Annotated in this window: 19 protein-coding genes; 11 read left to right on the top strand and 8 right to left on the bottom strand. The window is 69.4% G+C overall.

The genetic code is table 11. From position 1 onward, the window contains the following. Positions 1–18: 18 nt before the first annotated feature. Both GZ64_RS0115770 and GZ64_RS0115765 read right to left on the bottom strand, forming a co-directional pair. On the bottom strand, positions 19–1734 hold the full coding sequence (locus GZ64_RS0115770; protein ID WP_029267519.1) for an amidase: 1716 nt from the start codon (positions 1732–1734) through the stop codon (positions 19–21). Continuing rightward, complete coding sequence (locus tag GZ64_RS0115765) at positions 1734–2774, bottom strand: agmatine deiminase family protein (RefSeq protein ID WP_029267518.1); 1041 nt, start codon at positions 2772–2774, stop codon at positions 1734–1736. Before GZ64_RS0115765 ends, GZ64_RS0115770 begins: the two co-directional genes overlap by 1 nt. A 68-nt stretch (positions 2775–2842) precedes the next feature. On the opposite strand from GZ64_RS0115765, the gene GZ64_RS0115760 reads away from it, so the two are divergent. Together GZ64_RS0115760 and GZ64_RS0115755 are read left to right on the top strand one after the other, a co-directional pair. Further along, a complete protein-coding gene (locus tag GZ64_RS0115760) occupies positions 2843–3529 on the top strand; it encodes a TetR/AcrR family transcriptional regulator (RefSeq protein WP_081859774.1) in 687 nt (228 codons plus the stop codon). 10 nt (positions 3530–3539) lie between these two features. After that, entirely contained in the window at positions 3540–4913 is a 1374-nt protein-coding gene (locus GZ64_RS0115755) for a pyridoxal phosphate-dependent decarboxylase family protein (RefSeq protein WP_021201223.1), read from the top strand. A gap of 69 nt (positions 4914–4982) precedes the next feature. Here the strand turns inward: GZ64_RS0115755 and GZ64_RS0115750 are convergent, their stop codons facing one another. Further along, complete coding sequence (locus GZ64_RS0115750) at positions 4983–5507, bottom strand: TetR/AcrR family transcriptional regulator (RefSeq protein WP_021201222.1); 525 nt, start codon at positions 5505–5507, stop codon at positions 4983–4985. 82 nt (positions 5508–5589) lie between these two features. Here GZ64_RS0115750 and GZ64_RS0115745 point away from each other — a divergent pair, with 82 nt between their 5' ends. Next, the gene (locus GZ64_RS0115745) at positions 5590–6300 is read left to right on the top strand and encodes an MBL fold metallo-hydrolase (RefSeq protein WP_029267514.1); all 711 of its coding nucleotides are present in this window, start codon (positions 5590–5592) and stop codon (positions 6298–6300) included. A 15-nt stretch (positions 6301–6315) separates the two neighbouring features. On the opposite strand, the gene GZ64_RS0115740 is transcribed toward GZ64_RS0115745, so the two are convergent. The 3 genes from GZ64_RS0115740 to GZ64_RS0115730 all read right to left on the bottom strand — a co-directional run bounded on the left by GZ64_RS0115740 (position 6316) and on the right by GZ64_RS0115730 (position 9669). Further along, on the bottom strand, positions 6316–6879 hold the full coding sequence (locus GZ64_RS0115740) for a cysteine hydrolase (RefSeq protein ID WP_029259971.1): 564 nt from the start codon (positions 6877–6879) through the stop codon (positions 6316–6318). Further along, a complete protein-coding gene (locus GZ64_RS0115735; protein ID WP_029267512.1) occupies positions 6876–8318 on the bottom strand; it encodes a purine-cytosine permease family protein in 1443 nt (480 codons plus the stop codon). Before GZ64_RS0115735 ends, GZ64_RS0115740 begins: the two co-directional genes overlap by 4 nt. Before the next feature lie 67 nt (positions 8319–8385). Further along, positions 8386–9669 carry a M18 family aminopeptidase gene (locus GZ64_RS0115730; protein WP_029267511.1) on the bottom strand — a complete coding sequence of 428 codons (1284 nt, stop codon included), beginning with the start codon at positions 9667–9669 and terminating at the stop codon, positions 8386–8388. 149 nt (positions 9670–9818) lie between these two features. On the opposite strand from GZ64_RS0115730, the gene GZ64_RS0115725 reads away from it, so the two are divergent. Together GZ64_RS0115725 and GZ64_RS0115720 are read left to right on the top strand one after the other, a co-directional pair. Continuing rightward, a complete protein-coding gene (locus GZ64_RS0115725) occupies positions 9819–15359 on the top strand; it encodes a DUF11 domain-containing protein (RefSeq protein WP_029267508.1) in 5541 nt (1846 codons plus the stop codon). A gap of 238 nt (positions 15360–15597) precedes the next feature. Further along, entirely contained in the window at positions 15598–16461 is an 864-nt protein-coding gene (locus GZ64_RS0115720) for an EamA family transporter (protein ID WP_021201216.1), read from the top strand. On the opposite strand, the gene GZ64_RS0115715 is transcribed toward GZ64_RS0115720, so the two are convergent. Continuing rightward, a complete protein-coding gene (locus tag GZ64_RS0115715) occupies positions 16462–17118 on the bottom strand; it encodes a response regulator (RefSeq protein WP_021201215.1) in 657 nt (218 codons plus the stop codon). It lies immediately after the preceding gene. 227 nt (positions 17119–17345) lie between these two features. Between GZ64_RS0115715 and GZ64_RS0115710 the strand changes: the two genes are divergently transcribed. Continuing rightward, positions 17346–18488, top strand: a complete 1143-nt coding sequence (locus tag GZ64_RS0115710) for a sensor histidine kinase (protein WP_021201214.1) — start codon at positions 17346–17348, stop codon at positions 18486–18488. A gap of 254 nt (positions 18489–18742) precedes the next feature. Here GZ64_RS0115710 and GZ64_RS0115705 read toward each other — a convergent pair whose 3' ends face one another. Beyond that, a complete protein-coding gene (locus GZ64_RS0115705; protein WP_029259976.1) occupies positions 18743–19486 on the bottom strand; it encodes a GntR family transcriptional regulator in 744 nt (247 codons plus the stop codon). A 169-nt stretch (positions 19487–19655) separates the two neighbouring features. On the opposite strand from GZ64_RS0115705, the gene GZ64_RS0115700 reads away from it, so the two are divergent. The 5 genes from GZ64_RS0115700 (at position 19656) to GZ64_RS0115680 (ending at position 25118) form a co-directional block, all read left to right on the top strand. Then, entirely contained in the window at positions 19656–20585 is a 930-nt protein-coding gene (locus GZ64_RS0115700) for a phosphate/phosphite/phosphonate ABC transporter substrate-binding protein (protein WP_029267506.1), read from the top strand. A gap of 108 nt (positions 20586–20693) precedes the next feature. Then, positions 20694–21524, top strand: coding sequence for a phosphonate ABC transporter ATP-binding protein (gene phnC / locus GZ64_RS0115695; RefSeq protein ID WP_029267504.1), 831 nt, complete (start codon positions 20694–20696; stop codon positions 21522–21524). Further along, positions 21521–23278, top strand: coding sequence for a phosphonate ABC transporter, permease protein PhnE (gene phnE / locus GZ64_RS0115690; protein ID WP_021201210.1), 1758 nt, complete (start codon positions 21521–21523; stop codon positions 23276–23278). The genes phnC and phnE overlap by 4 nt, the downstream gene beginning before the upstream one ends. Then, a complete protein-coding gene (locus GZ64_RS0115685; protein ID WP_029267502.1) occupies positions 23275–24414 on the top strand; it encodes a TIGR03364 family FAD-dependent oxidoreductase in 1140 nt (379 codons plus the stop codon). Before phnE ends, GZ64_RS0115685 begins: the two co-directional genes overlap by 4 nt. Further along, the gene (locus tag GZ64_RS0115680) at positions 24411–25118 is read left to right on the top strand and encodes a phosphonatase-like hydrolase (protein WP_029267500.1); all 708 of its coding nucleotides are present in this window, start codon (positions 24411–24413) and stop codon (positions 25116–25118) included. The genes GZ64_RS0115685 and GZ64_RS0115680 overlap by 4 nt, the downstream gene beginning before the upstream one ends. Positions 25119–25123 lie beyond the last annotated feature (5 nt).

The following is a 25123-nucleotide window of genomic DNA, read 5'->3' as shown; positions in this document are numbered from 1 at the left end:
GTCACGCTGGCGGCTCTTTCAGAGCGCGGGGGTGCGCGTCGGCGGCGTGCGACGCGTGCCGGGGCCGCCTGCCGCTTCGAATGCCGAGGCGAAACGCAGCAGTCGCGTGTCGTCGTACGCCCGTCCCGCGAATGTCAGCCCGATCGGCATGTCGATGTCGCTCATCAGTCCCATCGGCACGGTGACGGTCGGGATGCCGAGGTGACGTATCGCGAGGTTGCCGTTCGCGATCCACACGCCGTTGCGCCAGCCGAGGTCGGCGGATTCCGGGTTCACGTCCATGTCGGCCGGCCCCACATCGGCCACCGCGGGGAAGACCACGGCGTCGAGCCGGAGCACGTCCATCCACACCTCGAGGTCACGGCGGCGCGTCTCCTCCAGGCCGCGCAGCCCGTCTTCGAGCTCGGGCATGTCCCTGAACGAGACGTCGGGATGGCGGCGCACCCAGTCCGGATACTCGGCGATATCGTCGTCGAACCCCGTGTAACGGTCGGGAAGCGCGCCCACCGGATGCGGGAAGATCCTGGCGCCGTCGACGTCGGCGAGCGAGCGCAGGCCCGGGTCGCCGTTCGCCTGCAGGAAGTCCTCCCACGCCCACGCCGAGAGGTCGACGATCTCGCGGTGCAGGTACTCGGGTGGCACCAGGCCGCGAGTCGCGATGGTGTGCGCCCCCGGACGGTCGCCCTCGTAGTTCGACACCACGGGGAAGTCGACCTCGATCACGGTCGCTCCGGCAGCGGTGAGGACGCGGCGGGCGGCCTCCCAGCGCGCGATGATGCTCGCCCGTGTGTCGATGCGCTGACCGGTGGGGCCGCCGATGCCCGGGCTGTCGGTGCTGCCGGCATCCGGGTCCGCATTGATGTACATGCGGGGGATACCGATGCGTGCACCGACGAGCGTGCGCGCCGTGTCCGCGGCGAGGGCGCGATACGACTCCGGGCGGACGGCGGATGCGGCGGGCAGCTCGACCCACGGCTGCGCCCGCCAGAAGTCGCCGCGGGTCTCGGCGTCGTCGGCGACGATCACGTCGAGCACCTCGAGCAGATCGGCCATCGAGCGGGTGTGCGGCACAACGACGTCCATGGTCGGCACGAGAGGCCAGTTCCCGCGGGTCGAGATCACGCCGCGTGAGGGGGTGTAGGCGCACAGCGCGTTGTTGGTCGCGGGGCCCCGGCCGCTCGACCAGGTCTCCTCGCCGAGGCCGAAAGCGGCGAAACTCGCCGCCGTCGCCGTGCCGGAGCCGTTCGACGAGCCGGAGGCGAAGGGCGCTGTGAGGAAGGCCGCGTTGTACGGACTCTCCGCGCGACCGTAGGCGCCACGCTGCATGCCGCCGTTCGCCATCGGAGGCATGTTCGTGAGCCCGAGGCAGATGGCTCCGCCCGCACGCAGCCGCTCGATCGTGAAGGCATCGCGCTGGGCCACGAGCTCCGCGAAAGCGGGACTTCCCGCGGCGGCGGTGAGGCCGCGCACGAGGTAGCTGTCCTTCGCTGTGTAGGGGATGCCGTCGAGGGGCCCGAGGGCCTCGCCGCGGGCGCGACGAGCATCCGATGCCGCCGCCTCGGCACGGGCCTCCGGGTTGGCGACGACGACGGCGTTCAGCGCCGTAGCCGTGCCGGGGGCGTCGAAGGCGGCGATGCGCGCGAGGTAGGCGTCGATGAGTTCGACCGCGGTCGTCTCGCCGGTCTCGAGGGCGCGCCGCAGCTCGGCGATGGATGCCTCCACCACGTCGAACATCAGTGGCTTCCGTCGAGGGCGGGCTGCTGCTGAGTGATGCAGTGGATCCCTCCGCCGCGGTCGAACAGCGGGCGCGCATCCACCGTGACGACCCGGCGTCCGGGGTAGGCGTCGGCGAGGATCGCGCGCGCCGCGGCATCCGCCTTCTCGTCGCCGAAGCCGCACGCCACCACGCCGTCGTTCGTGACCAGGTGGTTGACGTAGCTCCAGTCGACGGGCCCCTCCTGGTCCGTCAGCGTGGAGGGTGCGGGCAGGTCGATCACCTCGAAGCGGCGTCCGGCGGCATCGGTCTGCTCCGAGAGCAGGGCGCGCAGCTCACGGGTGACGGCGTGGTCGGGGTGCTCGGGGTTCTGCTGATCGTGCAGCAGCAGCCGCCCGGGCGAGACGATGGTGGCGACGATGTCGACGTGGCCGTTCGTGCCGAAGTCGTCATAGTCGCGAGTGAGCCCACGGGGCAGCCACACGGCCTTGGTCGCGCCGATAGTGCGGGCCATCTCGGCCTCGATCCGCTGCTTGTCGGCGAAGGGGTTGCGCCGAGGGTCGAGCTGCACGGTCTCGGTGAGCAGCACGGTACCCTCGCCGTCGACGTGGATGCCGCCGCCCTCGTTCACGAGTGTGGAGCTCACGAGCTCCGCCCCGACGGCGCCGGCGACGATGCGCGCGTGCTGCGCGGCCTTGCGCCACTCGGCCCATTCCGGCGCACCCCAGCCGTTGAAGATCCAGTCGACCGCACCGAGCACTCCCGGCCGGTCGTCGTCGACCACGAACGTCGGCCCGGAATCGCGCATCCAGAACTCGTCGACCGGCGCTTCGACGATCTCGATGCTGCTGCTGAGCATGCGCCGGGCCCTGTCGACCTCGCTCGGGTCGACCAGCATCGACACGGGCTCGAATTCTGCGACCGCATGGGCGACGGCGGTCCAGGTGGCGTAGCCCTCTTCGCGCGCCGTGTCGGTGTCGCCGAGGGTCTCGCCCTCTGCAGGGAACGCCATCCAGGTGCGCTCGTGACGTGCGGTCTCGGTGGGCATGCGCCAGCTCATCGTGATCTCCTCGCTGCTGCCGGTTCTTCTATTGAACATGCGATCAACAGGTGTTACGGTAACCCCTGATGAAGACCACGTCAACAGGTGCGGGCGCTCGCCGGATGTCGCCGGAGGAGCGCGATCACTCGATCCTCGACGGCGCGATCGGCCTTGCGCGCGAGAGTGGTCTCGAGAGCCTCACCGTGCGGGCGGTCGCCGCTCGCGTCGGGGTGACTCCGGCGCTCGTGGCGCACTACCGGCCGGGGATGGACGCGTTCGTCGCCGATGTGTTCGGGCTGATCGTGGCGGCGGAGCGCGACGAGGTGATCGCCGCGTTCGATGGCGCCGACGGCCCCGCCGCGCTGCGGGCCGGTCTGCTGCGCCTGATCGAGACACTCCTCGACGCCGACCGCGACGACGTCACCCTGATCTGGGTGCAGGCGTGGGCGCTCGGTGCTCGCAACGAGGCGCTCGCCGCCCGCGTGCGGCAGGAGATGGACGCGTGGCAGAGCGCGCTGGAGCAGATCTTCGCCCGGGCCGCGGCGACCGGTGCGATCGCGGCCGGCCGCGCCGACATGGCCGCGTGGCTGCTGCTCGCGATGGTCGACGGAATGAACGCGCACTCCCTCGTGAAGTGGGCGCCCCGCGACCGCGCCGACCTGGCCAGGCGTGCACTGTCGGCCGTGCTCGACACCGCACCGCTCGACACCGCACCGCCCGACACCCGATCTGCCGACACCCGATCTGCCGACTCCCGATCTGATGACAAGTAAAGGAACGCCCATGGATGCTGTGCGCATGCACGCGGCCTCGCCCGAATCGACGGCGATCGTCGACGCCGTGCTCGACTACTCGCGTCGTCGCATGCTCGCCGCCGACGTGCCGCTCGACAAGCCCCAGTCCGAGGCCGAGCTGAACCGCCTCGTCGGGCCCACGATCACCGATGCGGGACTCGGGGCCGCGCGTGCCCTCAGCGTGTTCGAGCACGTCCTCGCCCCGGCGTGCCTGACCACGAGTCACCCGTTGTATCTGTCGTTCATCCCGACAGCGCCGACCATGGCGGCGATCGCGTTCGACCTCGTCGTGTCGGCATCCGGGCTCTACGGCGGCAGCTGGCTCGAGGGCGCGGGGGCCGTGCACGCCGAGAACGAGGTGCTGTCGTGGCTCGCGAGCGAGTTCGGGCTGCCCGAGACCGCGGGCGGAGTGTTCGTGCAGGGCGGCACGATCGGCAACCTCTCGGCACTGGTCGCCGCGCGCGAGGCGGCGAAGGCGCGGCTGATCGCGGCCGGCAAGGAGCTGCCGAGCCGATGGAAGATCCTGTGCAGCGTCGAGGCGCACTCCTCGAACAAGTCGGCCGCGAAGGTGATGGATGCCGACGTGCTGCTGGTTCCTGCGGGCGACGACGGCGTGCTGCGCGCGGAGGGCGTGCGCGAAGCCCTCCTCGCGCACGGTGACGAGATCTGTGCGGTCGTCGCGACCGGCGGCTCGACCAACTTCGGCATCGTCGACGACATCGAGGGGATCGCGGCGCTCAAGGACGAGTTCGATTTCTGGCTGCATATCGACGGTGCCTACGGTCTCACCGCGATGCTGGCGCCGGAAGCGCGGCACATCTTCGCCGGCGTCGAGCGCGCCGACTCGGTCATCGTCGATCCGCACAAATGGCTGTTCGCACCGTTCGACTGCTGCGCGCTGATCTACCGCGACCCCGACAGCGGGCGCCGGGCGCACACGCAGCATGCCGAATACCTCGACATCCTCACCGACGTCGACGAGTTCAGCCCCTCGGACTACTCCATCCAGTTGACGCGTCGCCCGCGCGGCCTGCCCATGTGGTTCTCGGTCGCGACCTATGGGGTCACGGCCTACCGTGAGGCGGTGAGTGCCGGACTCGCGCTGACGCGACGGATCGCCGCGGAGATCGCCCGACGTCCGGAGCTGCGTCTGGTGCGAGACCCGCAGCTGTCGATCGTGGTGTTCGAGCGCGACGGTTGGGAGCGTGCCGACTACGACCGATGGTCGGCGGCCCTGCTCGACTCGCAGCGGGCGTTCGTGGTCCCCAGCTCCCATGCCGGGCGTCCGAACACACGCTTCGCCATCCTGAATCCCCTCACCACGTTCGAAGACCTCGTCGGCATCCTCGACACGATGAAGTAGCCCGGCGGCCCCGGTGCGCGAGTCCGGCTGCGGATGCCGGTGCGCGACAGTGATCGAACCCGTGGCGGTTCAGCCGGCCATCCCGGCGATGAGTCGACGCAGGCCGTACTCGAAAGCGCGGTCGACGTCGCCGCCGAGTCGGAACGCTCCGGACAGCTCCATCTGCAGGAAGCCGGTCGCCCAGGCGGTGAACAGACGGGCGGCGTCGAGCGCGTCGTCGTCACCGACCAGGGAGGCGGCGGCGCGCATGAGGGGTGCCGCCGAACGTTCCAGCGCGTCATGCGGAGCCGCGATCGTGAACATGATCCGGAAGCCCTCCGGATGCGCGTGCGCGAAGTCGCGGTAGGCATGAGCGAGCGCACCGATGTCGTCGCCCGCGGCTTCGAGCCGCGCCGTGAGCGCATCGATCGACGCGGTGGCGACGGCGGCGTGCAGAGCATGCCGGTCCCGCACCCGCTTGTAGAGCGAGGGGGCGCGGACGCCCACCCTGTTCGCGACCGCCTGCATCGTGAGGCCCGAAGGTCCCGCGACCTCGAGGATCTCCCGGCCGGCCGCGACGATCTCGTCGGTGGACGTGCGTTCCGGTGTCGGCATCGGATCCTCCCTGGATGGCTATTGACAATAGCCATGATAGCTACGTAACGTAGCCATCGCAATCATCCCGAGAGGATCCGCCATGAAGCTCGCACCGCACCTGCACCGCCTCGGCAACGACATCGTCGCCTCGTACCTGATCGACCTGCCCGAGGGCATCACCCTGATCGACGCGGGGCTGCCAGGGCACTGGCACGATCTGCAGCGCGAACTCGCCGCGCTCGGTCGCCCGCTGTCCGACATCCGCGGACTCGTCCTCACCCACGGCGACGGCGATCACATCGGCTTCGCCGAGCGGCTGCGCACAGAGGCGGGAGTGCCGGTGTTCATCCATGCGGCCGACGGCCATCGTGTGCGCACCGGGGAGAAGCCGAAGACCGCGATGGGACCGGCGAAGATCGGGCCCACGCTCGGCTTCTTCGCCTACGGCCTGCGCAAGAACGCCCTGCGCACACATCACGTGTCGGTCGTCACGGAAGTCGGCGACGGCGACGTGCTGGATCTGCCCGGTGCTCCGGTCGTCATCGGGATGCCCGGCCACTCGCCGGGGAGCATCGCGGTGCACGTGCCGGCCGTCGACGCGGTGTTCGTCGGCGACGCGCTGACCACTCGGCACGTGCTCACGGGACGGACCGGGGCGCAGCGCGCGCCCTTCACGGACGAGCCCGACGAGGCGCTCGCCTCGCTCGACCGCCTGGCCGCGGTCTCGGCCTCCTGGGTGCTGCCGGGTCACGGCGCGCCCTGGCACGGCTCCCCGACCGACATCGCCGCCGCCGTGCGAGCCTCGGACTGAGGCCCACGCCCGCCGTCAGCGGTTGCCGAGCACGGTGGCGGTGTCGCTCACGGTGATCTGCGGGGGATACAGTCCCATGACGTGCAGCGCAGTCGCGTGGTTCTCCGCAGTCGAGCCGGCGCAGGCATCGGCGGCGATCGTGACGTGCGCACCCGCGTCGGCCGCGGCCAGAGCCGTCGAGATCACGCAGCAGTCCGTCGAGACCCCGGCGAGCACCAGGCGCCCTCCGCGACCGACCACCGCTTCGAGCTCGGGGCCCCACTTGCCGAACGTCGGCAGGTCGAGGCTCGGATGCGGGGAGAGGTCGATCGCTTCGGGCACCAGGGCGAACAGCGGGTCGCCCGGCGGCTGGTCGGCGAACGGCCAGGCCGCGAAGTAGTCGCCCCAGGACGTGGACCGATCGGCGGTCGGCACCCAGCGCGTCACGAGCACGCGGTCGCCGAACGCCTCCGCCAGGGCGCGGATGCTCGGCATCGCCTCGGCGAAGAAAGGTGAACCCCACGCAGACGCCGGCGAGGCGAAGATCGCCTGCGGATCGATCACCACGAGCCAGGTGTCCCCGGCCGCCGGAGTGCTCACACGGCCTCCTGGCGCCGGATCTTCGCGGCCCTGGCGACGTAGGTCCCGAGGAACGACAGCACCAGCGCGAAGAACACCCCGAGGTTCGCGTATGCCCACTCGCCGTCCCTGCCGCCGATGAGGAACAGCAGGTAGCCCTGCCAGTTGTTCCACGCGGCATCCTCGGCGAAGTTGTTCACGACCAGGCCCCAACCGATCACGCTCGTGACGACCAGGGTACCGATCGATGTCCAGTCCCACGCGCCGTAACGACCGTTCTGATCGAACAAGGCCTCCTCGTCATAGTCCTTCCGGCGGCGCAGGATGTCGGCGATCAGGATGCCGGCCCACGAGGCGAGCGGCACACCGAGCGTGATCAGGAAGCTCTGGAACGGCCCCAGGAAGTCGGTCGCGAAGAACACCACGAAGATCGTGCCGAGCGTCAGGATCACGCCGTCGATCGCGGCCGCCGACGGGCGCGGGATGCGGATGCCGAGGCTGAGCAGGGTGAGCCCGGAGGAGTAGATGCCCAGCACCGCGCCCGAGACGAGCGCGAGCACGGCCGTCAGCAGGAACGGCACGAGTACCCAGGGAGGAAGGATCGAGGCGAGCGCGCCGATCGGGTCGGCGGCGATCGCGTTCATGAGGTCTTCGTCGGAGCCGCCGAGCAGCAGGCCGAACACCACGAGGATCACGGGTGCCACGGAGCCGCCGATCGTGTTCCAGGCGACGATCGCCCCGTCGGACGCCGTGCGCTTCTGGTACCTCGACCAGTCGGCGGCGATGTTGATCCAGCCGAGCCCGAATCCGGTCATCACCATCACGAGCGCGCCGATCACCTGACCGATACCGCCGTCGGGGCGGGCCAGCACGGCGGAGAAGTCGATCGCCGGCGCCGCGAGGACGATGTAGACCACGGTGACCACGCCGGTGATCCACGTGAGCACCGACTGCAGCTTCATGATCGTGTGATAGCCGAGCACGGAGGCGGTCACGATCAGCGCTGCGACGATGACGGTCGCGACGATGCGCAGCCAGATGCTGTCGCCGTCACCTCCGAGTTGCGTGATGACGGTCGCGGTGGCGAGTACCGCCATGATCGCGAGGAATGTCTCCCAGCCGATCGAGGTCAGCCACGAGACGATACCCGGAACCTTCTGGCCCTGCACGCCGAACGCCGCGCGGGAGAGCACCATGGTGGGGGCCGAGCCGCGCTTGCCGGCGATCGCGATGAGCCCGCACAGCAGGAACGACACCACGATGCCGATGACCGAGACGATCGTCGCCTGCCAGAACGAGATGCCGAAGCCCAGCACGAACGAACCGTACGACATGCCGAACACCGAGACGTTCGCCGCGAACCACGGCCAGAACAGGTCACGAGGCTTCGCGGTGCGCTCGGATTCGGGGATGATCTCGATGCCCGCACGCTCGATGAGGGCCGGCTTGATGTCCGTCATGCTCACATCCTGGCACTGCGGGGGCGCGGCCGGGCGGACTTCGCGTGGGCCGGAACCGCCCGCGTGCTCAGCCGGCGAAGAACGACTGCGCGGTGCGGGCCAGATCGTGCAGGTCGGAGACCCCGGCGAGCTCTCGTGCGGAGTGCATCGAGAGGATGGGGATGCCCACGTCGACCGTGCGGATGCCGAGGCGGGTCGCCGTGATCGGGCCGATCGTCGAGCCGCACGGCACGCTGTTGTTCGACACGAACTCCTGCGTCGCGACGCCTGCGCGCTCGCACCAGCTCCGCCATGACGCCGTGCCGATCGCATCCGTCGCATAGCGCTGGTTGGCGTTGATCTTCAGGATCGGTCCCGAGCCGAGCACCGGCTGCACTACGGGGTCGTGCTTGGCGGCATAGTTCGGGTGCACCGAGTGTCCGACGTCGCTCGACAGGCACCACGACGAGGCATACGCCTGACGGCGCGCGGATCCATCGGCGCCCAGCCTCGAGTACACGCGCTCGAGCACGTCTTCGAGGAAGGGGCCGGCGGCCCCGGAACGGGACTCCGAGCCGAGCTCCTCGTGGTCGAACGCGGCGAGCACCGCGATCGGTGCGCCCGCGGGCGGTTCGTGCGTCGCGAGTGCGACCACGCCGGCGTGCACCGAGGCGAGGTCGTCGAGACGGCCGGAGGCGAAGAACGCGTCGTCCTTGCCGAACACCGCGCCGCGTGCGGAGTCGGCGATGACCACGTCGTATCCGCGGATCTCGGACGCTGCCACGTCGGCCGCTGCGGCGAGTTCGGCGAGGATGTCGGCCTCGGTCGGGTCGCCCAGCCCCCACACGGGCTGCGTCTCGGTCTGCTTGTCGAGGGCCAACCCATTGTTGACGCCGCGATCGAGGTGGATCGCGAGCTGCGGCAGGCGCAGCAGGGCGCCGGTGTCCGCCAGCACGACACGGCCGTCGGCCAGCGCCAGTCGCCCGGCGAGGCGCAGCTCGCGGTCGAGCCAGGAGTTCAACAGCGGTCCGCCGTACACCTCGACTGCAGCCTGCAGCCAGCCCCGCGAACCGGTGGTCGGCTGCGGCTTGAGCTTGAACCCGGGGGAGTCGGTGTGCGCGCCGAAGATCTGCACCGGCATGGTGGTCGCGGCGTCCGACGGCACGACCCAGGCGATCGCCGCGCCGTCGCGCACGACCACGAAGCGCCCACCGGGCTGAAGAGGCCATTCATCTTCCTCCTGCAGCCGCGTGAACCCCGATTCCTCCAGTCGTCGAGCGACCTCGGCCGCCGCGTGGTAGCTCGAGGGCGAGGCGGCGACGAAGTCGGCGAGGTCCTCGGCGTGGGCGAGGGCTGCGGGGGTGACGGGCATGTCGTGACCTTCCTGGAGAACGCGGTGCTTCGAGCGTAGTCGGGGACTTCGTCCGAAGGCGGGTCTACCACTTTCGGCTACACCCGGGTTAGCCTTCCAGCGGGGGAGATGCCGGTTCGGGCTCTTCCGTGAACCGGGGAGAACTTCACATGCGTGCACACCCACGTCTGTCCATTCGTCGCGCCATCGCGGGGGCGACTTCGGTACTGCTGCTGGCTGCTGGCCTCACCGTCGTCACCGAAGCGGTCGCTCCGACATCGGCATCGGCGGCGCAGACCCCGACCAGCTGTCAGGGAACGGTCGCCCTCGTCAACGGCGGGTTCGAGGCGCCGGTGATCCCGAACGCCTCGGTGTCGCTCCCCGACGAGAATCAGGTCCCCGGGTGGTTCACGAACGACAGCCTGAACCAGATCGAGCTGTGGAGCAGCGGATTCAACGGCGTCACCGCCGCCGCGGGGCGGCAGTTCGCCGAGCTCAACGCGAACAGCCCCAGCCGGCTCTATCAGGACGTGGCGACGACGCCGGGCCAGACGCTGTCGTGGTCGCTCAAGCACCGCGGGCGCACCGGGACCGACGTCATGCGCGTCGTGATCGGCACCCCGACCGGAGCCCTCGTGCAGAGCGGCCCCAACCTCTCCGACGGGAACACGGCCTGGGGCGCGCACACCGGCACGTACACCGTTCCCGCGGGTCAGACGGTGACGCGCTTCGGCTTCGAGGCGGTCAGCTCGGCTGGTGGCAGCGCTTCCGTCGGCAACTTCCTCGACGACATCACCTTCGGAACCGGCCCCTGTCTCATCACGAACAAGTCGGTGACCAATCTGACGCGTGGAGGCACGACCGCTGAGGTGGGCGACACGCTGCGCTACACGGTCACCACGAACAACGGCGGCGGGAACCCGGCGCTGCAGTCGGTGTCGTCCGACGTGCTCGCCGCAGGGATCGACTTCGTCCCGGGCTCGCTCAAGATCATCAGCGGAGCGGGCACGGGCGCCCTCACCGACGCCGCCGGCGATGACCGCGGCTCGTACACCTCGGGGAGCCGCACGGTGCAGGTGCGCCTCGGCGACGGGGGTACCGCCACCGCCGGAGGGTCCATCGGCGTGGGCGCGAGCACGAGCTACACCTTCGACGCCAAGGTCAATGTCTCGGCCGCGGCGACCACGATCGTCAATGAGGCACGGGTCGCCTTCCGCGACAACGTCGTCGGCCAGGACCGCACCTCGGTCAGCCAGGAGACCCAGACCCCTGTGAACGCCGCCGCCGACCTGGCGATCACCAAGAGCATCGACACGGATCCGCTGGTCGCCGGCCAGCCGGTGACGTTCACGATCGGTGTGACGAACAACGGCCCGCAGACCGCGACAGGGGTGACGGTCACCGACCCCATCCCTGCAGGCATCACGAACGTCACGGTCGACTCGGGTGACGTGACGTGCACCGTCACCGCGACGGTGAACTGCGCCGTACCGGACATGGCGGTCGGGCAGAGCACCGAGATCAAGATCACCGGAACGCTCTCCCCGTCGGGCGACCCCGGGGCCTCGTTGTCGAACACCGCCACGGTCTCGGGCACCCGCACCGATCCGAATCTCGCGAACAACACCGCGAGCGTCGTCAGCACGATGTCCGCCCAGACCGACGTGTCGATCGTCAAGACGTTCTCCCCGTCCACGCCGGTCGCCGGCGAGCAGGTGACCTACACCCTCTCGGTCTTCAACGCCGGGCCGTCCGAGGCGCGCAACGTCGTGGTCACCGACCCGCTGGACCCGGACACGACCTTCATCAGCGCCGATCCCGGCCAGGGCACGTGCGCGGCTCAGGGGTCGATGCTCACCTGCCAGGTGGGTACGCTCGCCCCCGGCGCGAGCTCCGTCGAAACCTTCGTCGTGGTGGAGATCAACCCCGGCGCCACCGCTGTGCTGCAGAACACCGCGACGGTGACGACCAGCACGACCGACACGAACCCGGCGAACAACGTCTCGTCGACCAGCTTCCAGCCCGATGTGATCGCCGACATGGCCGTCGTGAAGACGGCCTCCGCCGCGCAGGTCTCGGCCGGCGACACGATCGACTTCACTCTCGCTGTACGCAACCTCGGTGCGTCGGACGCCGTGAACGTGGCGCTCGTCGACACCGTGCCCGAAGGGTTCTCGGTGACGGGTGTCGACGCCCCGCCCGGCGCGACGTGCACATCCACCGCGAGTTCGATCATGTGCACCTGGGCGTCGTTCCTCGTCGGGGGACCGTCGAACGTGGTCGTGCACGCTCTGGTCGACGCCGATGCACCCGTCGGCACCGTGACGAACACCGCGTCCGTCGCGGCCCCCGCGGCCGACCGGGACACCACGAACAACTCCAGCTCGGTCGACGTCGAGGTCGTCCAGAGCGCTGACCTGAGCATCGTCAAGACGGCGCCGACGACGGGCGAGCCGGGGAGCTCTTTCACGTACACGCTCCGGGTTGCGAACGCGGGGCCCTCCGTCGCCCGCGGCGCCTCGGTCTCGGACACGCTCCCGGCGGGATTCCTCGACGTCGTCGTCAACGGACCGGGCTGCTCGATCGTCGGAGGGACGGTCGGGTGCGAGCTCGGCGACATCGCTCCCGGTGGATCGGTGGCGATCGAGGTCACGGGCACGTGGAGCACGACCGCGACGGGCGTGGTGTCGAACACCGCGACGACCACCTCCGGGACTCCGGATCCGAACACCGACAACAACACCTCGACGGTCGACGTCACGCTCGCGCCGAACGCCGACGTGAGCGTCGTCAAGACGACCTCGACCCCGACGGTTCCGCTCGGCGGGACCGCGACGTTCGAGGTCACGGTCACCAACGAAGGTCCGTCGGCGGCCGCCGGCGTGGTGCTCGACGAGCTGCTCCCCGTCGGGTTCATGCTCACCGGAGCCACGCCGTCGACAGGCACGTGGTCGATGGAGGACGCGCGCTGGACGGTGGGCACCCTGCTGCCGGGCGACTCCGAGACGATCACCGTCACCGCGACCGTCAACACGGAAGGACAGCTGACCAACACCGCGACGGCGAGTTCGCGTACGCCGGATCCTGACACGTCGAACAACACCGGCACCGCGTCGGTGACCGTCACGCCCTCCGCCGACCTCGCGATCGTCAAGACGATCTCGGCGAACCCGGCTCCTCTCAACGGCGCCGTGACCTACACGCTCGTCGTGACCAACAGCGGGCCGAGCATCGCCTCCGCCGTCGCGGTCTCCGATGCCCTTCCCGCCGGCCTGCTGAATCCGTCGACCGCCACCCCCGGGTGCACGGTCACCGGATCGCAGCTCGCGTGCACGCAGCCGACCCTCGCGGTCGGCGCCACCTTCACCGCGACGGTGAGCGGCACGGTCGACCCGTCGATCGCGGGTGCGACGCTGTCGAACACGGCGACGGTGACCTCGAACACTCCTGACCCCGACCCGAGCGACAACACCTCGACGGTGACCGTTCCGGTCTCGGGAACGCCGCAGGTCGAACTCGTCAAGAGCGTCAGCGCTCCGACCGACACCGACGGCGACGGACGCATCGGTGCGGGTGACACGGTCGCCTATACCTTCACGGTCCGCAACACCGGCGACGTCACGCTCACCAGTGCCGCGATCACCGACCCGCTGCTCGGCGGTGCGGTGGCGTGCGCGGCCTTCGCCGCACCCTTGGCACCGGGCGGCACGGTGACCTGCGCGCCGGTCTCGTACACGCTCACGCAGGCGGACGTGGATGCCGGGACGGTGCGCAACACCGCCGCGGTGACGGCCCAGTCGGCCCAGGGCCCCGCGACCGACGATGCCGAGGCGAACGTCACGATCGCGGCGACCAACGGCATCAGTCTCGCCAAGAACCCGTCGACCGTGGTCGACGTGGACGGCGACTCCGCCGTCGGAGCCGGTGACACGATCGACTACACGTTCACCGTCACGAACAACGGCACGACGACGCTGCGCGACGCGGTGATCACCGACCCGATGCTCGGCGGAACCGTGACGTGCCCCGAGCTCGATGGAATCGCGCTCGCACCGGGGCAGTCGGTCTCCTGCACACCGATCACCTACACGCTCACCCAGGCCGACATCGACGGCGGGCTCGTGCACAACGAGGCCGCGGTCACGGCGAACGCACCGATCGGCACGGTGACCGACACCGCGCAGGCGGACGTGGACATCACCGGTACCGCGGCGATCGAACTGCTCAAGAACGTCGGGCGCGTGCTCGACGCCGACGGCGACGGCTTCATCGGTGCCGGTGACACGGTCGACTACACCTTCTCGGTGCGCAACCTCGGCACCACCACCCTCACGGGTGTGGTGATCACCGACCCGATGCTCGGTGCGGGAACCCTCTGCGCAGTCGGTGCTCTCGCGCCGGGCGGCACCTCGGACTGCGGCTCGTTCACGTACACGCTGACCCAGGCCGACATCGAGGCCGAGATCGTCCGCAACACCGCCACGACGACCGGCACCAGCCCGCTCGGTCCGGTCAGCGACGACGCATCGGCCGACGTCGTGATCACGGGCACGAGCGCGATCGAGCTGACCAAGACCCCGGGAGCGATCGCGCTCGGGGAAGACGGTCGGGCAGGAGCCGGTGACACGGTCGGCTACACGTTCACGATCCGCAACAGCGGCACGACGGTGCTGCGCGACATCGTCCTCGACGACCCACTGCTGGGTGGCAGGGTCGACTGCGCCGCTCTTGACGGTCTCGAGCTGAGTCCGGGTGACGAGGTCACCTGCGGGCCGGTCGATTATGTGCTCACGCAGCAGAACGTCGACGACGGGACCGTGCACAACGTGGCCACCGTCGAGGGGCAGTCGCGCAACGGCAGCGCCGACGCCCAGGACGAGGCCGACGTGCGCGTCGCGGGCACCGACGACATCACGCTGCTGAAGTCCGCGGCAGCCGTGGTCGATGCCAACGGCAACGGACGCACGGATGCCGGTGACACCATCGCGTACACGTTCACCGTGACGAACGCGGGCACGACGACCCTCACAGGCGTCACGGTCAGCGACCCGCGCCTCGGGGCGGCGGTCACGTGCGATGCGACCGAGCTCGCCCCGGGTGAGTCGACCGTCTGCGCGGCCGGCGCCCCTGCCGTGCTCACGCAGGCCGAGATCGATGCGGGCGAGATCGAGAACACGGCCACCGCCACGGGAACCGGCACCTCGGAGATCCCGCCGGTCGCGACCGACACCGTGGTGACCCCGCTCGTGGCACAGCCGGCCATCGCCCTGACGAAGACCGGCGGCGACTACGTCGATGCCGACCGCAACGGGAAGATGAACGCGGGCGACACCATCGCCTTCCGGTTCACCGTCACCAACACGGGAGCGGTGACGCTGACGAACGTGAAGATCGACGACCCGAAGCTGGGTGGCGTCGTCGACTGCGCGATCCCCGCCCTCGCTCCCGGCGCCACGGCGAGCTGCGGTCCGGTGACCTACGCCCTCACCACGGCGGACATCGCGGCGAGCACGGTCGTCAACGTGGCCACGGCGAGTGGCGTCGGCGGGGCCGTGACGGTCACGGCTGCCGCCACCGCGACGGTCGACCTGAACGGGCTCGCCGCCACGGGTGGCGTGATCACCGGAATCGGCTGGGCGCTCGCGTTGCTCGCGGTCGGTGCCCTGGTGCTGCTGATCGCCCGCGTGCGTCGCCGCGACGTCGAGGTCTGACGCCGCTCCATCCGCACGACGCGCCCCGCCCGATGATCGAGCGGGGCGCGTCGTCGTTTCCCCGCCGTTCATCCGATCGCGTTAGGCTCGTCCCGATAGCGCCTAGGGTTCCGGGGTTCGCGCCCGTCTGGTCCGAGCGGCGCCACGGCCCTCCTCCACAGGAGAGCCGTCATCTGACAGGACAAAAGCCCGGAGGACCCTGTTCGTCGCGCCGCGCGTCGGACGGAAGGGTCTCGTCGTGTCTCCACTCGCCTTCGTCCTGGTCTTCGGCGCCGCCATAGCCCACGCGGCGTGGAACATCATCGCGCACGGCATCAGCCGGGCCGGAGCGCCGTTCCTGTGGTGGGGATCGGTCGGCAGCACCGTCGTGTGGATCGGCGCGGTGCCGTTCACCGGCGGTCTCGGGGCCGACGACCTGGGGTCGTTCGCCCTCGGCGTCGCCGTCTCGTCGGTGCTGCACGTCGGTTACATGGCGGTGCTCCAGCGCGGGTACCGGGAGGGCAACCTCTCCACCGTCTACGCGACGGCGCGGGGCACGGGCCCCTTCCTCTCGGTGATCGTGGCCGTGCTGCTGCTGGGCGAGCGTCCTTCGGCGGTCGCCCTCGTGGGCGTCGCCGCCGTGATCGTCGGCGTCGTCGCCATCGGACTCGTCGACCGGGGGAGAGGGGCGGGTTCTCGGCGGCTCGATCCCGGCATCGTCTTCGGGCTCCTCACCGGTGTCGCGATAGCCGTCTACACGATCTGGGACGCGCACGCGGTACGCACCTGGGGCCTCTCGCCGGTCGCGTTCATGGTCGGAACCACGCTGCTGCAGGTGCCGTTCTACTCGATCGCGGTGCGTCGGCGCTGGGGTGCGGTATGGGCGCTCGGGCGCACGCAATGGCGCCGCATCCTGGCCTTCGGCATCCTGTCGCCGCTGTCGTACATCCTGGTGCTGACCGCGATCCAGATCGCACCGGTCGCGCTGGTGGCCCCCCTGCGCGAGGTCAGCGTGGTGCTGGTGAGCCTGTTCGGGGTGTTCGTGCTGCGGGAGTCGCGTCCCGCCTGGCGGATCGCGGCGTCGCTCGTCGTCGTCGCGGGGATCGTCCTGCTCGCGTGGTGATCAGCGGAAGCTGACGAGACCAGCGTGCGCGGCCGTCACGAGGATCTGCACGCGGTCGCGCAGGTGCCACTTGGACATCATGCGGCCGAGATGCGCCTTCACCGTACCCTCGGAGACGATCAGCGCCTTGGCGATCTCGGCGTTCGACATGCCCTGGGCGAGGCAGTGGAGCACCTCGACCTCGCGCTCGGTGAGCGGCTCGAGGGCGTCGGCGTCGGCCGCCACGGGCGTAGATTCGCGGACGTGCTTGATCAGCATCGAGGCGATCCGGGGAGAGAGGGAGCTGGCGCCGCTGTGCACTTCGCGGACGCCCGTGACGATGTCGTCGGCGCTGGAGTCCTTGAGCAGGTAGCCGGAGGCGCCGGCGCTGAGCATCGGAAGCACCGTGTCGCTGCCGTCGAGCGTCGTCACCGCGAGGACGCGGACGTGCGGCCAGCGCTCGGCGATCACGCCGGTGGCCTCGATGCCGTCCATCTCGGGCATCTGCACGTCCATCATCACCACATCGGGCTGCTCGCGTTCCACCGTGGCGATCGCCTCGAGGCCGTCCTCCGCCTGCGCGATCACGGTGATCTCCGGGTCACGCGACACGAAGTGCGACAGCGCCGAACGGACCAATGGATCATCGTCGACGATCACGACACGGATTTCCTGCATAGGGGGAAGCCTAACGGCGGGAGCGCTTCGATGACGTCATGTAGACCTTTGGCCAAAAACCTCTAGACGTGAGACAGATGTGCGCCGCGTTGTTCGCCGAGAAGATGAATACAGACATCGACGAACGACTACATAATGGAGGTGAACGTAATGACTTTCTGGCAGCAGGTTGGCAAGTTTTTTGGTCTCGTCCGCTAGCGTACCTGGCGAATAGGAGATAGTGAACCATGGCCTTCGACCAGTCCACCCGACGATCTGCGGATTCGTTCCGGTTGGGTCGGGGCGAGAAGCTCAGCGCGATCGAGCGGATCGTCGTCCTGGTCATCGTCTCCATCACCATCGCCACGGACGTCATAGGTTTTTTCACCACGCCGGGTGTGAACCCGGTCGCACTTTTGGTGAGCGTCGCATGTACCGCAGCGTTCGCCCTCTATCTCTGGAATCCACTCATCGCGACATGCGCCCTCGGCGTCGTGTTCGCGACATCATTCCTCGTGGGAACCGAGTCCCAGGTTCTGACCGCAGCCGCTGTCGCGGCCGGGCTGGTCATGAGGCTGGGATGGACCTCCCTGATCCTGTCGTACACCGGTGCGTTCCTCATCGCTGCAGCACTCGTCGCCAACGGCGATGCCGACACCGATGTGAACGTCGGTCTGTTCCTCATCTTCGCCACGGTGGCCGGAGCTGTCGGGTTCGCCCTGCGGCTCGCCTTCGCTCGGGGCAGTCGCCTCGAGCGCGAACTCGAGGAGCGCGCGGAACAAGAACGTCAAGCAGTGCTCGCCGAGCGACGATGGATCGCCGGTGAGCTGCACGACAGCATCGCGCACCACCTCACGGTGGTGGCGCTGCACGTGCAGATGCTCGAAGACCCCGAGACCAGCACCGATTCGCAGGAAGCGATCCGTGTCGCCGCGCGCAAGGCGATGACCGATCTTCGCTTCGTGATCGAATTGGCGGACGACGGTCCGCAGTCGTCCAGTGTGCAGACGGGCGACCTCGCAGCGGCGATCGACGAGGCGCAGAGCGAGTTCGAATCCGCGGGTCACTCCGTGGCCCGCGACGGAGACCCCCGCGACGAGCGCATCCCGCGTGCCGTCGAGATCGTCCTCGCGCGCATCGTGCGCGAGTCCGCCACGAACATCCTCAAATACGCAGGACCCGGTGAGGTGCAGATCGACCTCGCCGTGGACGACGACGTCGCCCACCTCACGCTGCGCAGCCCGCTCCCGACGACGCCGCGCCGCGAGCTCTCCTCCAGTCGCACCGGCCTGGGAAGGATGGCGGAGCGCGTCATGGGCGCGAGCGGCGAGTTCAGCGCCGGCGAAGTCGAGGGATTCTGGGTCGTGTCGGCCCGACTTCCGGTCGTCTGATGCTCTAGAGTGTGTGAGCACCCCTTCCACGATCCGCGAGAACCTAGACGAAAGTCTAGAGAAGTCTCGACGTTCGACCCTGTGGAACGCGTTGCAGCCTCCCGTAATCTGAAGGCTCCCCAGATAAAGCGTCCCCAGCGCTGCGATCGCGGGCGCGGTCTTTCTGGCTTCTGAAACACCTTGCGCGCTCGCGATCGCCTTCTGCGTTAACGGCCGATTCTCCGGCCTCCCGACCGGTGCTCATGCACGTCCTGCTAGGCGCCGACGGCACGCATGAAATGGCCGTCGGTGGAGATCCCCGACGCGGCGACCGTGAAGCGCACGACCTCGCTCAGGTAGCGGTCCTCCGAGGCCTCGAAGATCCGCCCCTCCGCATCGCGCGACGTGCGTGTGAGGCGCAGGATGGGCGTGCCACGGGGCACGCGCAGCAGTGCGGCATCCTGGTCGTCGGCGGCCACCGCATCGATGACGTGCTGCAGCGTGACGATCGGGTGTCCGACCGAGCCCAGGTACTCCGTGATCGAGACCTCGTCGAGGTTCACCTCGAACAATCGTCGTCCCGCGACCTCCGTGTAGTGGAGGCGCTCCAGCATGGTCGGCCGGCCGTCGAGCAGACGCAGCCTGACCACGCTCACGATGGTGTCGCTCGCGTCGACTCCGAGTGCTGCTCCCAGATCGCCGGCGCGCCGCAGGCTCAGCTCCTGCGTCTGCGCCCCCGGGGTGACGCCCAGCTCCCGAGCCCAGCGCGTGAACGGCACCGACACGTCGACGGCCTGATTGGCCTTGCGGGCGACCACGCGCGCCGGCCGCCCGCGGCTCGTCTCGATCAGACCTTCGCCGCGCAGAGCGGCCAGGGCGTTGCGGATCGGACCGCGAGATGTGCGCCACTTCTCGGCGAGGTCCGCCTCGGTCGGGACGTCGTCGCCCGGGCGCAGGGTGCCCGCCGCGATCTGCGCGCGAAGGTCGTCGGCGATCTGGGTGTACACAGCTTCGGCCACATAGGTACATTACTTCGCCATCTCGGTGGGCGCGATCACGTTCGAGGAGTGTTCATCCAGGCGAATGCTCGGTAAACGAGCCCTGAACTCTTCCGAGTTAGGTACATATCTCGGCGTGGCACCTGAGAGAGTCTTCCGTGGATCACCCCTCACACCCTGAAAGGTCCTCATGAAGCTTCGCGCTCTTCCCGCCCTCGCCGGCGTCGCGCTCCTCGCCCTCGGCCTCGCCGCCTGTTCCGGCTCGGCCGACGCAGCCGGCACACCCGGTGCCGACGAGTCGTCCTCCGCCAGCGGATTCGCGGTCGACGAGAACACGCTCGTCTTCGGCGTCGTGCCCGACTCGGTCGACACCGAGACGAACTACCAGCCGCTCATGGACTACATCGCCGAGATCACCGGCAAGACGGTCGAGTACCACGAGTCGACCGACTACGCCGCACTCATCGAGGCCGCGGTCGCCGGCAAGGTCGACGTCGCGTCGTTCTCCGGATTCACCTACGTCACCGCCACCAACAACGGTGCCAAGCTCACCCCGATCTCCTCGATCGTGACCGAGGAGGGCCAGGAGCCGGGTTACTTCTCGCAGGCGATCGTCCCGGTCGGCAGCGACATCACGAGCATCGACGACTTCAAGGGCAAGAAGGTCTGCTTCGTCGACCCGTCCTCCACCTCGGGCTACCTGTTCCCGTCCTACAACCTGCTGAAGGCCGGCATCGACCCCAAGACCGACATCACGCCGGTCTTCGCGGGTAAGCACGACGTCAGCGTCACCAAGGTCGGCGAGGGTGTGGAGTGCGAGGCGGGCTTCGCCGAGGACTCCGAGGTCGAGAAGTCGGACAAGGTGAAGGTCGTCGACGAGACGATGGTGCCCGGTGCGCCGCTGGTCTACTCCTCCACGCTCCCGGACGACGTCTCGAAGAAGCTCATCGACGGCCTCGCCGAGATCACGATCGACGACATCATCGCCGCGGGCATCGACGGTGCCGACACCGACGCCTTCCGCAGCGTGTTCTACGCCACGAAGCCGGTCGACGACGCGTACTACGACCTGATCCGCGACATCTGCAAGGAGACCGAAGCGGAGCAGTGCCAGGCCTGAGCCCGGCCTGACCGCTTCCCCTCACCCGGCGCCCTCCGTCCCTTCCGTCGCGCACGGACGGGACGGAGGGCACCACCGCACGACTCACGACACCACAGGAGCTACGACATGACCGCCTCGGCATCCGACGCCCTCATCCGCCTCGACGGCGTGACGAAGACCTTCGGGACGACCACCGCACTGAAGGATGCCTCGCTCGAGGTGTCCCGCGGCGAGATCGTCGTGCTCCTCGGCCTCTCCGGCTCGGGGAAGTCGACCCTGCTGCGCCACCTCGACGGTCTCGAGACCCCCACCGCGGGCTCGGTCGAGGTGCTGGGCTCACAGGTGCCGGCGCTGAAGGGCAGGGCGCTGCGCGACCTCCGCAGCCGCGTGGGCTTCATCTTCCAGCAGTTCGAGCTGGTGCCCTCGCTCACCGTGCTCGAGAACGTGCTCACCGGATCGCTGTCCGGCGTGCGCGGGCCGCGCCTCGGCCTCTGGGGATACTCGCGTGCCGCCAAGCTCACCGCACTCGAGCACCTCGATCGCGTCGGTCTGCTCGACCGCGCCTACCAGCGCAGCGACACCCTCTCGGGTGGGCAGCAGCAGCGCGTGGCCATCGCCAGGGCCCTGATGCAGAAGCCCGACATCCTGCTCGCCGACGAGCCGGTCGCCTCGCTCGACCCGGAGTCGAGCGAGCAGGTCATGGCGCTGATCCGGGAGATCGCCGCCGACGAGGGACTCACCGTCGTCTGCAGCCTGCACCAGGTCGACCTCGCGATCTCGTGGGCAGACCGCATCGTCGGTCTGCGTCACGGCGAAGTGGTGCTGGACACCCCGACCGACGATCTCACCAAGGCCGAGGTCATGGAGATCTATGGCCGCGTCGCCACCACGACCGCCGAGATCCGTGCCGTGGCCGAGGAGCTGGTCGAGGCGGCTGCGCAGGTGGCCGCATCATGACGGCCCTCGATTCCGCGACGGATGCCGCCACACGCGGCGGAGGCCCCGTGGCTCAGGGCGGCGGGCGCAGCGTCGCCGAGCGTGCCCCGAGGCGTCCGATCTCGCCGGAGCGGATCGCGGCATCCCTCACCCTGGTCGCCCTCGTGGTGCTCGGCATCCTCGCCGTCCGCGATGTCGACATCTCCCTCCCGGCGATGGTGCAGAGCTGGGGCAATGCCGAGAACTTCATGGCACGCGTCGGCGGTCTCACCTTCCCCGCCCCTGGCGACCTCGCCTGGCTGATCGCCCTCACCGTGGGACTCGTGCTCGTGGGCACGCTGCTCGCCGCCGTGCTGTCGGTGCCGATCGCCTACCTCGCCGCCGCCAACACCACGCCGGGCAACGGATGGCGCGCAGCCGCGCGGTTCATCGGCGTGCTCACCCGTGCGCTTCCCGACGTGGTGCTCGCGATGGCGTTCGTGCTGATGTTCTCGCTCGGCACCCTTCCCGGGATCCTCGCCATCGGCATCCACTCGATCGGCATGATCTCGAAGATGTTCGCCGATGCGATCGAGCAGATCGATGAAGGCCCCCGCCTCGCCATCCGTGCGGCGGGCGGCTCGAAGATGCAGGAGTTCACGTCGGGCATCCTGCCGCAGGTGCTGCCCAGCTGGGTGGCCACCGTGCTGCACCGCAACGACATCAACCTGCGCGGCAGCGTGGTTCTCGGCTACGTCGGCGTCGCCGGTCTGGGCCTGGAGATGTCGTATGCGTTCAAGTCGCTCAACTACGGCAAGGGCCTCGGCATCGCCCTCGTGATCTTCATCCTGTGCGTCGCGATGGAGATCGTCTCGAGCATGGTCCGCGGCGCGATGCTCGGCGAGCAGAAGCACACCCGATCGTGGATCGACAGGATCCTGCATCCGCGTCTCGGCGCGAACGCCGCATCGGCACCCGACGCCCGCCCCGCCTGGGCGGCCAGCCCGGAGACCGCGGTGCGGCGGCCCTGGACCGCGCAGCGCGTGCGCCACACGATCGCCGGCGTCGTCGCGGTGCTCGTGGTGATCGGCAGCGTCGTGGTCAGCCAGATCAACTGGATGGATCTCATCACGTTCTGGGCCAAGCTGCCAGAGGTGGCGGCGAAGTTCTGGCCGCCGTCGTTCGGCAACTACGACGCGAGCGCGATGTTCCAGGCGATGCGCGAGACCGTCGCGATCGCCCTCGCGGCCACCGTGCTCACCCTGCTCCCGTCGTTGCTGCTGGGTTCGCTCGCGGCACGCAACGTCGCCCCGAGCTCCGGTGCCCGTGGCACGGCACGTCTGCTGCTCGTCGGCATCCGCGGCATCCCGGAGCTGATCCTCGCGATCGTGCTCGTGGTCATCACCGGACTCGGCGCGCAGGCCGGCGTCATCGCTCTCGCCATCGGCGGCATCGGACTGCTCGGCAAGCTCATCGCCGACTCCTTCGAAGAAGTGGACCGCGGACCGGAACGCGCACTTCGCGCGGTGGGCGCGACGCGTCTGCAGACCTATACCTCGGCGACAGTGCCGCAGGGCATGCAGGCGCTCATCGGCCACAGCTTCTACATGCTCGACACGAACATCCGCGCGGCGACGATCCTCGGCATCGTCGGCGGCGGCGGCGTCGGCTATTACCTGCTCAACGCCAGCCAGGGCTCTCGCTACGAGACCGTGACGGCGATCGTGCTGATGATCCTCGCCACCGTGCTGGTGGTCGAAGGGCTCGCGATGTGGATGCGGAAGGTGTTCCGATGAATCGTCTTCTCGACACGGCCGACGTGGTCGTCGTCGGCTCCGGGATCGTCGGTCTCGGTGCGGCCTACGCGGCGGTCCGGCACGGTCTGCGCGTGATCGTGGTCGACCGCACCGAGGCACCGGTCGGCGCCACGATCCGCAACTTCGGGCACCTCTGCATCGGGGCTCAGGGCGGGGAGGCCCGGCGGTACGCCGACATCTCGCGCGACCTGTGGCTGCGCCTCTCCCAGGATGCGGGCTTCTGGCTGCGCGAGTCGGGCACGCTGGTCGCCGCCCGGCACGACGATGAGCTCGCCGTGCTGGAGGCCGCGTCCCGCGAGGGCGGGATCCGGATGCTGGATTCCGCGGAGCTCCTGCGTCTCGCCCCGCTCCGTGCCGAGGGACTCATCGGCGGCGCGCACATCGAGACCGACCTGCAGACGGATCCGCGCACCGCGGCGGATGCCATCGTGCGTCACCTGGCTCGTCTGGGCGTCGAGTTCCGCTTCCGTACCGCCGTCACCGCGGTCGGAGACGGACGTGTCGAGACCACCCGCGGTCCGATCGCCTGCGGGAGCGTCGTCGTCGCTGTGAACCACGACATCGATCAGCTGCTCCCCGAAGTCGCCGAACGGCACGGGGTGGTCCGCTGCGCCCTGGACATGATGCGGGCGGCCGTGTCGTTCCGGCATCCGCTGGCGGCGCCGCTGCTCACCGGCTGGTCGCTCGTCCGCTACGGTCGGTTCTCCGACGGACCCGAGGCCGCCGTGCTGCGGGAGCGCCTGCACACCGAGCGGCCCGACCTCGCCGCGATCGACCTCAACCAGATGTACACGCAGCTCCCCGACGGCACGCTCATCATCGGCGACTCGCACGCGACGGCCGTGGCCCCGGCGCCGTTCCAGCCCGAGGCCGCGTTCACCGCGTTCCTCGCCGAGGCGGAGGCGCTGTTCGACGCACCGGCTCCCCGCGTGATCGAGCGGTGGCAGGGCGTATACGCGAAGGGGCGGCAGGAGTTCCTGATCGACCGGACCGACGACGGTGTGCTGGTGCTCGCCGCCACGACCGGCATCGGGATGACCACAGGGCTGGGGCTCGCCGAAGAGAATCTCACCGCCGCCTTCGGGTGGGCGGCAGCAATGGAAGGAACATCATGACCACTCCTCTCGAACTCGTCGTCCTCGACATGGCGGGAACCACGGTGCTCGACGACGGCGTCGTGGAACAGGCGTTCCAGCGCGCCGCCGAGCGTACGGGCGTCGCGGACCGGATGCCGTGGGACGAGGCGCTCGACTACGTGCGTGTGACGATGGGGCAGTCGAAGATCGATGTCTTCACGCACCTCTCCGGCGGCGACGCCGAGTCGGCCGCACGGGCGACCGCCGCGTTCGAGGGCGCGTACGCCGAGATCGTCTCCGAGCAGGGAATCTCCGAGGTCCCTGGCGCCGCCGACGCGATCCAGGGGCTGAAGGATGCCGGGTTGACGGTCGTGCTCACCACCGGCTTCGCCCCGGTGACCCGCGACGCCCTGATCGACGGTCTGGGCTGGGGCGATCTCGTCGACCTCGTCCTGTCGCCGATCGATGCCGGACGCGGGCGTCCCGCCCCGGACCTGGTGCTCACCGCGCTGCTGCGCACGCAGACCGCCTCTGTCCAGGCCGTCGCTGTCGCCGGCGACACCGTCAGCGACGTCGAGTCGGGCCGCCGAGCCGGTGCCGGATTTGTCGCGGGCGTGCTGACCGGTGCACACGATCGTCCGGCGCTGAGCGCCGCAGGGGCGGATGCCGTGCTGAGCGATGTGACCGCCTTGCGCGGCGTGCTCGTCCAGCGCGAACTGCTCCCGCTCGTCGCCACCTCCTGAGAGGC

Origin of the sequence: Microbacterium sp. Cr-K32 (assembly GCF_000708345.1) — a bacterium.
GTDB lineage: Bacteria > Actinomycetota > Actinomycetes > Actinomycetales > Microbacteriaceae > Microbacterium > Microbacterium maritypicum_A.
This window is presented reverse-complemented; position numbering and strand designations above follow the sequence as displayed.

What these genes read in the sequence shown, in the direction of transcription:
- GZ64_RS0115770 (WP_029267519.1), bottom strand. Translation starts at nt 1,734, where the DNA reads ATGTTCGACGTGGTGGAGGCATCCATCGCCGAGCTGCGGCGCGCCCTC.
- GZ64_RS0115765 (WP_029267518.1), bottom strand. Translation starts at nt 2,774, where the DNA reads ATGAGCTGGCGCATGCCCACCGAGACCGCACGTCACGAGCGCACCTGG.
- GZ64_RS0115760 (WP_081859774.1), top strand. Translation starts at nt 2,843, where the DNA reads ATGAAGACCACGTCAACAGGTGCGGGCGCTCGCCGGATGTCGCCGGAG.
- GZ64_RS0115755 (WP_021201223.1), top strand. Translation starts at nt 3,540, where the DNA reads ATGGATGCTGTGCGCATGCACGCGGCCTCGCCCGAATCGACGGCGATC.
- GZ64_RS0115750 (WP_021201222.1), bottom strand. Translation starts at nt 5,507, where the DNA reads ATGCCGACACCGGAACGCACGTCCACCGACGAGATCGTCGCGGCCGGC.
- GZ64_RS0115745 (WP_029267514.1), top strand. Translation starts at nt 5,590, where the DNA reads ATGAAGCTCGCACCGCACCTGCACCGCCTCGGCAACGACATCGTCGCC.
- GZ64_RS0115735 (WP_029267512.1), bottom strand. Translation starts at nt 8,318, where the DNA reads ATGACGGACATCAAGCCGGCCCTCATCGAGCGTGCGGGCATCGAGATC.
- GZ64_RS0115730 (WP_029267511.1), bottom strand. Translation starts at nt 9,669, where the DNA reads ATGCCCGTCACCCCCGCAGCCCTCGCCCACGCCGAGGACCTCGCCGAC.
- GZ64_RS0115725 (WP_029267508.1), top strand. Translation starts at nt 9,819, where the DNA reads ATGCGTGCACACCCACGTCTGTCCATTCGTCGCGCCATCGCGGGGGCG.
- GZ64_RS0115715 (WP_021201215.1), bottom strand. Translation starts at nt 17,118, where the DNA reads ATGCAGGAAATCCGTGTCGTGATCGTCGACGATGATCCATTGGTCCGT.
- GZ64_RS0115710 (WP_021201214.1), top strand. Translation starts at nt 17,346, where the DNA reads ATGGCCTTCGACCAGTCCACCCGACGATCTGCGGATTCGTTCCGGTTG.
- GZ64_RS0115700 (WP_029267506.1), top strand. Translation starts at nt 19,656, where the DNA reads ATGAAGCTTCGCGCTCTTCCCGCCCTCGCCGGCGTCGCGCTCCTCGCC.
- phnC (WP_029267504.1), top strand. Translation starts at nt 20,694, where the DNA reads ATGACCGCCTCGGCATCCGACGCCCTCATCCGCCTCGACGGCGTGACG.
- phnE (WP_021201210.1), top strand. Translation starts at nt 21,521, where the DNA reads ATGACGGCCCTCGATTCCGCGACGGATGCCGCCACACGCGGCGGAGGC.
- GZ64_RS0115685 (WP_029267502.1), top strand. Translation starts at nt 23,275, where the DNA reads ATGAATCGTCTTCTCGACACGGCCGACGTGGTCGTCGTCGGCTCCGGG.
- GZ64_RS0115680 (WP_029267500.1), top strand. Translation starts at nt 24,411, where the DNA reads ATGACCACTCCTCTCGAACTCGTCGTCCTCGACATGGCGGGAACCACG.